Origin of the sequence: Sphingomonas sp. (assembly GCF_031426035.1) — a bacterium.
Taxonomy (GTDB): domain Bacteria; phylum Pseudomonadota; class Alphaproteobacteria; order Sphingomonadales; family Sphingomonadaceae; genus Sphingomicrobium.
The window spans coordinates 19,011-28,327 of the sequence record NZ_JANPKO010000044.1; the positions used below are offsets into that span (position 1 = coordinate 19,011).

The 9,317-nt window shown below is 68.8% G+C and carries 8 protein-coding genes and 1 pseudogene; 8 read left to right on the forward strand and 1 reads right to left on the reverse strand.

Features of this window, described 5'->3' with window-relative positions; translation table 11 throughout:
• Window positions 1-136 precede the first annotated feature (136 nt).
• Together murI and hemA are read left to right on the forward strand one after the other, a co-directional pair.
• Window positions 137-934, forward strand: coding sequence for a glutamate racemase (murI, locus tag RMP08_RS02905; protein ID WP_310467479.1), 798 nt, complete (start codon window positions 137-139; stop codon window positions 932-934).
• A 62-nt stretch (window positions 935-996) separates the two neighbouring features.
• Window positions 997-2,217 (forward strand): annotated as a pseudogene (gene hemA / locus RMP08_RS02910) (5-aminolevulinate synthase).
• A 10-nt stretch (window positions 2,218-2,227) separates the two neighbouring features.
• Here the strand turns inward: hemA and RMP08_RS02915 are convergent.
• Complete coding sequence (locus RMP08_RS02915) at window positions 2,228-3,403, reverse strand: MBL fold metallo-hydrolase (RefSeq protein ID WP_310467480.1); 1,176 nt, start codon at window positions 3,401-3,403, stop codon at window positions 2,228-2,230.
• A 156-nt stretch (window positions 3,404-3,559) separates the two neighbouring features.
• Here RMP08_RS02915 and RMP08_RS02920 point away from each other — a divergent pair, with 156 nt between their 5' ends.
• The 6 genes from RMP08_RS02920 to rpsD all read left to right on the forward strand — a co-directional run.
• On the forward strand, window positions 3,560-5,302 hold the full coding sequence (locus tag RMP08_RS02920; RefSeq protein WP_310467482.1) for a hypothetical protein: 1,743 nt from the start codon (window positions 3,560-3,562) through the stop codon (window positions 5,300-5,302).
• 61 nt (window positions 5,303-5,363) lie between these two features.
• Window positions 5,364-5,810, forward strand: a complete 447-nt coding sequence (rpiB, locus tag RMP08_RS02925; protein WP_310467483.1) for a ribose 5-phosphate isomerase B — start codon at window positions 5,364-5,366, stop codon at window positions 5,808-5,810.
• The gene (gene glyA, locus RMP08_RS02930) at window positions 5,810-7,114 is read left to right on the forward strand and encodes a serine hydroxymethyltransferase (protein ID WP_310467484.1); all 1,305 of its coding nucleotides are present in this window, start codon (window positions 5,810-5,812) and stop codon (window positions 7,112-7,114) included. The genes rpiB and glyA overlap by 1 nt, the downstream gene beginning before the upstream one ends.
• 121 nt (window positions 7,115-7,235) lie before the next feature.
• The gene (gene nrdR / locus RMP08_RS02935; RefSeq protein ID WP_310467486.1) at window positions 7,236-7,715 is read left to right on the forward strand and encodes a transcriptional regulator NrdR; all 480 of its coding nucleotides are present in this window, start codon (window positions 7,236-7,238) and stop codon (window positions 7,713-7,715) included.
• A complete protein-coding gene (locus RMP08_RS02940) occupies window positions 7,712-8,839 on the forward strand; it encodes a TrmH family RNA methyltransferase (RefSeq protein ID WP_310467488.1) in 1,128 nt (375 codons plus the stop codon). The genes nrdR and RMP08_RS02940 overlap by 4 nt, the downstream gene beginning before the upstream one ends.
• A 136-nt stretch (window positions 8,840-8,975) precedes the next feature.
• Window positions 8,976-9,317 (forward strand): 30S ribosomal protein S4 (rpsD, locus tag RMP08_RS02945; protein WP_310467489.1); only part of this gene is annotated, 342 nt, incomplete at its 3' end.

Genomic DNA, 9,317 nt, shown 5'->3' on the forward strand with positions numbered 1-9,317 from the left:
AGCCACCCGAGCCGTTCGGGCTGAGCTTGTCGAAGCCCTGCCCTCCGTGTCGGTTCTGGAAGAAATACAGTCCTTCGACAAGCTCAGGACGAACGGTGCGGTTGTGGAACTCCTCTCAGGGCGGCACAGGAAACTCATGAACCCCGCGGCGCCCCTCCTGTTCTTCGATTCCGGGGTGGGCGGGTTGAGCGTGCTGGGGCCGGCGCGTGCGCTGCTGCCGACTGCGGGGATCGTTTATGCCGCGGACAGCGCGTGGTTTCCCTATGGGCGGCGGAGCGAGGCGGAGATCGCCGAGCGGGTGCCGGAATTGCTCGGGCGGCTGGTCGCGCGGTTCCGGCCGCGGCTGGCGGTGATCGCGTGCAACACCGCCTCGACCATCGCGCTCGACCATGCGCGCGCCGCGCTCGATCTGCCGATCGTCGGGACGGTGCCGGCGATCAAGCCTGCCGCGGAGCAATCCACCAGCCGGGTGATTGGGGTGCTGGGGACCGAAGCGACCGTGCGCCAACCATATGTCGACGATCTTTCTGCGAGATTTGCCAGCGATTGCACGGTGTTGCGGCATGGCGCACCGGCGCTTGTGGAACTGGCGGAGGCCAAGCTGGCGGGACAGACGGTGGCGGTCGACGCGGTGCGCGCCGCCGCACTCCCGCTGTTCGAGCAGGCGGGCGGCGATGCGCTCGATGTGGTGGTGCTGGCTTGCACGCATTTCCCGCTGCTTGGCCGCGAGCTCGACGCGGCGTTTCCCGGCCGAACGTGGATCGACGGCGGGGCGGGAATCGCGCGGCGGATTGCGTTTCTGACCCGCGGGCAGCCGTGGCCCGATGTCGCGCCGCCAGGGATCGCGGTGTTTACCGGGGCGCCGCCCAATGCCGCGCTGGCCAAGGCGCTGGCGGGGTTCGGGCTCGACGAGGTGCAGGTGCTTCCCGACTAGGGTAGAAATGGGCGCGGGGCGGCGCTAAAGGGCGGCGCAAGCGAGGGACGGCGGGACACGAGTTGGATTACGACGGCATCTTCAAAGCGGCGATCGACCGCCTCCACAGCGAGGGCCGCTACCGCGTCTTCATCGACATTTTGCGGACCAAGGGCAGCTACCCCAATGCGCGCTGCTTCGCCGGGCACAACGGTCCCAAGCCGATCACCGTGTGGTGCTCCAACGACTATTTGGGGATGGGCCAGCACCCGGCGGTGGTGGCGGCGATGGAAGCCGCGTTGCACGACGTCGGCGCGGGATCGGGCGGCACCCGCAACATCGGCGGCAACACCCATTACCATGTCGACCTCGAGGCCGAGCTCGCCGACCTTCACGGCAAGCAAGGCGCCTTGCTGTTCACGTCGGGCTATGTGTCGAACGAGGCGGCGCTGTCGACGCTCGGCAAATTGCTCCCCGGCTGCGTGATCTTTTCCGACGAACTCAACCACGCGTCGATGATCGCCGGGATCAAGAATTCGGGCTGCGGCAAGCGGGTATTCCGCCACAACGACCTCGCCCACCTCGAGGAATTGCTCGCCGCAGAGGAGCCCGAGACGCCCAAATTGATCGCGTTCGAAAGCGTCTACTCGATGGACGGCGACATCGCGCCGATCGCCCAAATCTGCGACCTCGCCGATCAATATGGCGCGTTGACCTACCTCGACGAGGTCCACGCGGTGGGGATGTACGGCACGCGCGGCGGCGGCATCTCGGAGCGCGACGGGGTCGCCGACCGGGTCACGCTGATCGAGGGGACGCTGGGAAAAGCGTTCGGGGTGATGGGCGGCTATGTCGCGGCCGACAAGAACATCATCGACTGCATCAGGAGCTATGCGCCGGGGTTCATCTTCACCACCTCGCTGTCGCCGGTGCTGGTCGCCGGAGCGCTGGCCAGCGTGCGGCACCTGAAGCAGTCGGCCGACGAGCGCACCGCGCAGCAGGCGGCCGCCGCGGCGCTCAAGCAGAAATTCACCGCCGCCGGGCTGCCGCTGATGGACAGCGTGACGCATATCGTTCCGCTTGCGGTCGGCTGCCCGGTCAAGGCCAAGCGCATCAGCGACATCCTGCTCGCCGAGTACGGGCTGTAGGTCCAGCCGATCAACTACCCCCCGGTGCCGCGCGGCACCGAGCGGCTGCGCTTCACGCCCGGCCCGTGCCACACCGCCGAGATGATGGACGAGCTGACCACCGCGCTGGTCGAGATCTGGGACCGCCTCGAGCTCGAGCTGCGCCAGGCCGCTTGAGGCTGATCTCCTAGGACTTGTGTTTCTTGCTGCTCGGCTTGGGGGGCGAGTGGCGGTAGTCCGGCTTCCGCTCGGGGTCGCCCTGGCCGATCGCCTGCCCGAGCGCTTCCTTGTAGGCGCTCTGCACCATCGGGTCGAAGAACAAGGAAATGATGTTGGCGCGGATGCGCGGCTCGGTGCCGAACAGCGCGGCGCTGGTGGAAAAGTCGACCTTCTTGCGGACGTCGTCGAGCGGCAGCCCTTGCTTGGCGAGCGGCGCGACCTGGGCGCGGATGTCGGCGATCGCGGTGACCAATTTGTCGAGATAGGCGGTGTCGGTCTGCGGCTCGCCGTGGCCCGGGATCAACGTCGTGAAGCCGAGCGCCTTGAGCTTGGCGATGGTCGCGATCCACTCGCCGGGGTAGCTGTAGAAACCGAACGGCAGCGGGGCGACGACGATGTCGCCGCTGGCGACGATCTTCTGCCGGGGCAGCCAGGCGACGAGATCGCCATTGGTGTTGGCGCGGCCAAGATGGAGCAGGCGCACCGGCAGCTCGGGGTCGTCGAGCAGGAATTCGCGCTCGAAGGTGTCGGTCGGCGGGACGATGTAGGTGCCGTGATAGGAATCGGGGAACAGGCGGTAGGCCTCGAGCGCCTTTTTGACGCGCTCCTTGCGGTCCGGGGCGGTTTCGGGGTCGGTCAGCAGCTTGACCAGCGCCGCCTCCGACTCGGCGACCTGCGCGCGCATCGCGACATCGAATTTCTCGTCGGGACGGAAGCCGACGCCGTCCGCCTCGGGGCCGAGCATCCCGGCCTCGGTCGCCGATGTCGCGATGATGCGCACCTTGGGCCACGCGTCGCGGATCGCCGAGACGCCTTGCGGATGGTCGTTGTGCCAATGGGTGATCGCCACCGCCTTGACCGGCTTGGGCGACAGCGAGCGCGCGTAAGCGACCACCGAGCGGCCGTTGCCGGCGGTCAGCCCGCTGTCGATGATCACCAGGCCGTCGCTTTGCTCGATCAAGGTGACGTTGCCGACGACCGGGCCGAAATAATCGGCGGGGGTCATCAGCAGATGGACGCGCGGGGCGACCTGGCGGGCGACGAATGGGGCGAAATCGGCCGCCGGCACCTCCGCCGCCGAAGCCGGCGATGCTGCCACCAGGCACAGCGCGGCGAGCGCCGCTCCGAGAATGCGTTGGCTCATGTGCCCCTCCCCTGCTGCCTCGCCTGGCGGTGGCGCGCCCGGGCCCGTCCCTCAACCGGGCTTCGACCGGAACGCTTTATTGATCGACCGGCGTCCTGCTAGAGTGAGCGCCCAAGCGAATCGGTCGGGGGTCCGGGTGGCGAGCAGGTCAATTTGATGGCGCGGCTGTTTCCTCCCCCGGCCCGGCTGCGCGCGCTTCCCGAGCGGACCGCGAAATGGCTGCGCTGGCTGTGGATGCTGTGCTTCGGTCTCGCCATCCTCGTGGTGATCGTCAGCACCATCTACGCGTGGCGCGCGAGCTATTCGTACCAGCCGACGATCGAGCGCCACGGGCTCGACTTCGAAGTCTCCACCGATGGCGAGCTGACGGTTGGGACCGCGCCCGGTGCCACGCCGGCGATCCCGGTCACTGCCGAGGTGGTGGCGATCGATGGCCAGCGGATCGCCCCCGGGCTCGAGTTCGCCGAACTGGCCGAGCGCCTGGCCAAGGCGCCCGGGCCGGTGGTGGCGGTGACGCTGCGCCAGACCGACGGGCGGACGGTGACATTGTCGCAGGCGCGGCGCGAGTTGCGCCACCCGGCCGAGCTCAAGCAGGCGCGGGAGGCGCGGATCTGGGCGCGCATGGTGACCGCCCTGATGGCGTGCACCGCCTTGCTTGCCTGCTCGTGCCTGATCGCGCTGCGGCGGCCGACCGACCCGGTCGCGATGCTGCTCGCGTTCGCCTTTGCCGGGCTCGCCGCGACGGTCGACCCGCCGCTGCAATTCTGGCTGTGGACCAACCAGGCGATCGTCCTCGACGTGGTCGGGGTTGTGGTGTTTTACTGCCTGCTGCTGGCGCTGGCGTCGTTCCCCGACGGGGTGTTCGTCCCGCGCTATCTGCGCTGGCTGGTGCCGCTTGGGCTGCCGCTGGCGGTGCTCGCCTCGGCGCCGGGGATCGACGAGGACGTGCAGGGCATCCTCGCGATCTCGCTGCTGCTGGCGGTGCTGGCGAGCCAGATCATCCGCTTCCGCCGCGAGCCCGCCGGGATCGCCCGCCAGCAGATCAAATGGGCCGGCTTCGGCTTCGCCATCGGGCTGCTGCTGATCATGGCGGCGGTGGTGCTGGCGGCGCTGCAGGGCGACGACCCGAGCCGCTACACGCCGCTGATCAGCGTCATCATCCTGGTGCTGTTCAGCATGGGCATGGCGACCATCCCGCTCGGCCTGCTGATCGCGCTGACCCGCTTCCGCCTGTGGGAAGCCGACACCGTGATCAGCCGCTCGGCGGCGTATGCGGTGGTGACCTTGGTGGTCGGCGTGGTGTGGGCGGCCAGCGCCGATTTGGTCAAATTGATCATCGCCGAGGTGATGGGCAGCAGCAGCGAGGCCGGCGCGACCACGGTCGGCGCGATCATCGCCGCGGGGATCTTCGCGCCAACCCAGAATGTCGTGCTGGGGTGGACCGAGCGGCGCTTCGGCGGGCCGGTCGAACGGGTCGCCGGCGCCGCCCAGCGGTTGAAGAAATGGGGGCTGACCGAGGTTCCGCACGAGCTGGCATCGCGCGCGCTCGGCTGCGTCGAGGAGATCATCCACCCGGCCGCCGCAGCGATCGTGCTCGACAATGGCGAAACGCTGGCGACGCACGGCACCGCTTCGTCCGAGGACCCGGCGCTGAGCGAGCGGATCGTGCTCACCGACGAGGAAGGGCCGGTCGGGACCTTGCTGCTCGGGCGGCGCTCGGACGGCAACCGCTACAACCGCCACGAGCTCGAGGCGGCGCAGCTGCTCGCCCCGGCGATCGCCGACGCGCTGCGGGTGGCGCGCAGCCGCCATTCGCGCGAGGCGATGCTGCAGGACCGGCTGGAGGAGATGGCGGCGCGGCTCGCCCAGCTCGAGGGCGGTGCGCCCAAGCCGGCGTGACGCTGGCGGCGAGGCTGGCGTGATGCTGGCGAATCGCGGCGGGCTGGCCTAGGCAGTCGCGATGCGCATCGCCCTCGCCGCCGACCATGCCGGGTTCACCCTCAAGGACGAGCTTGGCGCGTGGCTGCGCGAGGCGGGGCACGAGGTCAGCGACCTTGGCACCAACGGCCCCGACAGCGTCGATTACCCCGATTTTGGCGCGCGCCTGGCGACCGCAGTGGGCTCGGGCGAGGCCGAACGCGGGATCGCTGTGTGCGGCTCGGGGATCGGCATCTCGATCGCGGTCAACCGCCATCCGAAATGCCGCTGCGCGCGGGTCGACGACCCACTCTCGGCCGGGCTCGCCCGCGAGCATAATGACGCCAACGTGCTGGCGCTCGGCGCGCGGCTGGTCGGGCCCGACATGGCCAAGGCGTGCGTCGCCGCATTCCTCGGCACCGATTTCGCCGGCGGGCGTCACCAGCGCCGCGTCGACCAACTTTCTTCCCTTTTGCAGGACAGCGACTGATGGCCACCGCAGCGAATTTGAACGACGTCCAGCCCGAGGGGTTTTTCACGCGGAAACTGGCCGATGCCGACGGCGCGGTGGCCGCGGCGATCGCCGCCGAGCTCGCGCGGGAGCAAACCCAGATCGAGCTGATCGCATCGGAGAATATCGTGTCGCGCGCGGTGCTCGAGGCGCAGGGCTCGGTGCTCACCAACAAATATGCCGAAGGCTATCCGGGGCGGCGCTACTATCAGGGGTGCGCGCCGTCGGACGCGGTCGAGACGCTGGCGATCGAGCGCGCCAAGCAGTTGTTCGGCTGCGGCTTCGCCAACGTCCAGCCGCACTCGGGTGCGCAGGCCAATGGCGCGGTGATGATGGCGCTCTTGAAGCCCGGCGACACGATTTTGGGGATGAGCCTGGCGGCGGGCGGGCATTTGACGCATGGCGCGCCGCCGGCGCAGTCGGGCAAATGGTTCGACGCGGTCCAGTACGGCGTGCGGCGCGACGACCATCGGGTCGATTTCGACGAGGTCGAGCGGCTCGCGAAGGAGCATCGGCCCAAGCTGATCATCGCCGGCGGCTCGGCGTACCCGCGCCACTTCGATTTCGCGCGGTTCCGGGCCATCGCCGACGAGGTCGGGGCGCTGCTGCTGGTCGACATGGCGCATTTCGCGGGCCTGGTCGCGGCGGGCGAGCACCCCACCCCGTTCGGCCACGCCCATGTCGTCACCACCACCACCCACAAGACCCTGCGCGGGCCGCGCGGCGGCATGGTGCTGACCGACGACGAGGCGATCGCCAAGAAGATCAACTCGGCGGTGTTCCCGGGGCTTCAGGGCGGCCCGCTGATGCACGTCATCGCGGCCAAGGCGGTGGCGTTCGGCGAGGCGCTCCAGCCCGAGTTCAAGACCTATGCGCAAGCGGTGATCAGGAACGCCCAGATGCTCGCGGGCCGCTTGAAGGAGCGCGGTGCCGACCTCGTCGCGGGGGGCACCGACACGCATTTGGCGCTGGTCGACCTCGGTCCCCTCAAGCTGACCGGGAAGGACGCCGACGAGAGCCTCGAGCGCGCCGGGATCACCTGCAACAAGAACGGCGTGCCGTTCGACCCGCTGCCGCCGATGCAGACCAGCGGCATCCGCGTCGGCTCGCCCGCCGGCACTACGCGCGGCTTCGGCGAGGCGGAATTCCGCGACATCGCCGACATGGTCGCGGATGTCCTCGATGGGCTCCAGGCCAACGGCACGGAGGGCAATGGCGCGGTCGAGGCCGCGGTCAACGAGCGCGTGCGCGCCCTGTGCGCGCGGTTCCCGATCTACCAATGACCCCCTCTCCCCTTCAGGGGAGAGGGTTGGGGAGAGGGGGAGTCCGAGACTTACCCGCCCGACTCCCCCTCTCCTTCCGCCGCTGCGCGGCTCCCTCCTCTCCCCTGAAGGGGCGAGGGTAATGCGCTGCCCGTTCTGCGCCCACGAAGACAGCCAGGTGAAGGACTCGCGACCGTCGGAGGACGCCGCCGCGATTAGACGCCGGCGGCAATGCGAGGGGTGCGGGGCGCGTTTTACGACGTTTGAACGCGTCCAGCTTCGCGACCTGGTGGTGGTCAAGAAGGACAATAAGCGCGAGCCGTTCGACCGCGCCAAGCTCGAGCGCTCGATCGGCCACGCCTGCCGCAAGCGCGACATCGACCCGGCCAAGATCGACCAGTTGGTGAGCGGGGTGCAGCGCCAGATGGAAACGCTCGGCGACGACGTCCCGAGCGCGCGCATCGGCGAGGCGGTGATGGCGGGTTTAAAAGCGCTCGACCACGTCGCCTACATCCGCTTCGCGAGCATCTACAAGGACTTCAGTGAGCCGGGCGACTTCGCCGAACTGGCCGAACGGGTGGAGAAGGAAGCGGTGTCGCCGGGGCACGACAAATTGCTGTGAGCTTTTGGGTCTATATCCTGCGCTGCGCCGACAACAGCTATTACACCGGGCATACCGACGATCTCGAGCGGCACATCGCCGAGCATCAGTCCGGCGCGATCAGGGGCTATACCCACCGCCGCCGCCCGGTCAGCCTGATGTGGACCCAGATGTTCGGGACACGGGCCGAGGCGCTCGGTGCCGAATTGCAGGTCAAGAATTGGTCCCGGGCGAAGAAAGAGGCGCTGTTCCGGAGCGACTGGCAGGCGGTGAGCGACGCCGCAAAGCCTCCTGCGCGACGGACTTCTCGACTCGATGTCTCGGCAGGCTCGACATCGGCTCGAAGCGAACGGGATGGGGAGACCGAAAAAGAAACCATTCGTGTCGAGCCAGCGTCGAGCAAAGCCGAGACGCGCCGTCGAGACAGCCCGATCATCGTCCTGGTCCGCCCCCAGCTTGGCCAGAACATCGGCAAGGCGGCGCGCGCCATGCTCAATTTCGGGTTGACCGAGTTGCGGCTGGTGGCGCCGCGGGATGGGTGGCCCAATCCCACCGCGGGGCCCGCCGCGAGCGGCGCCGACCTGGTGCTCGAACAGGCGCAAGTGTTCGACACCGTCGCCGACGCGGTGGCCGATTGCTCGACCGTGTTCGCCTCGACCGTGCGCCGCCGCGAGCTGGCGATGCCGGTGATCGGGCCGGAGGAAATGGCCGACGCGATCGCCGCGGCGCCGGGGCGGTCGGCGATCCTGTTCGGGCCCGAGCGATCGGGGCTCGCGACCGAGGACGTCGCGCTCGCCAACTTCATCGTGACCGTCCCGATCAACCCCCAGTTCGGCTCGCTGAACCTCGCCCAGGCGGTGATCCTGCTCGCTTATGAATGGTCGCGGCGCTCGGCGTTGGCCCAGCCGCCCGCGCGCGACCTCGAGCCGCCCGCCCCCCACGCCGAGCTGGAAGGGCTGATCGCGCACGCCGATGCCGAGCTCGCGGCGGCCGGCTATTTCCACCCGCCCGAGCGGATGCAGGTGACCAAAAACACGCTGCGCACGATCTTCACCAAGCCCGGCTGGTCGAGCCGCGAGGTCAAGGCCGTGCGCGGGGTGATCCGCGCCTTGTCGGGATCGCGCAGCGCCCGGCGCAAACCTTGACCGCGGCGCCGCATTCCCCTAGGCGCCCCCTTCGCAATCGACCTCACACCCCGGTGAAGTGATGGTCCTGCCGGTCGCTTTCGACCGGTGGCGCGGTCCGGGCTCTGACGACAACAGCAGATTGGATTTTTACCCCGTGAGCAAGCGCAGCCCCGCCAAGTATAAACTCGACCGCCGCATGGGCGAGAACGTCTTCGGACGCCCCAAGAGCCCGGTCAACCGCCGCGAATACGGCCCCGGCCAGCACGGCCAGCGCCGCAAGGGCAAGGTCTCCGACTTCGGCATCCAGCTGCGCGCCAAGCAGAAGCTCAAGGGCTATTACGGCGACGTCACCGAAAAGCAGTTCAAGCAGACCTTCCAGCAGGCCGAGCGGATGAAGGGCGACGCCTCGCAGAACCTCATCGGGCTGCTCGAGCGCCGCCTCGACATGATCGTCTACCGCGCCAAGTTCACGCCGACGATCTGGGCCGCGCGCCAG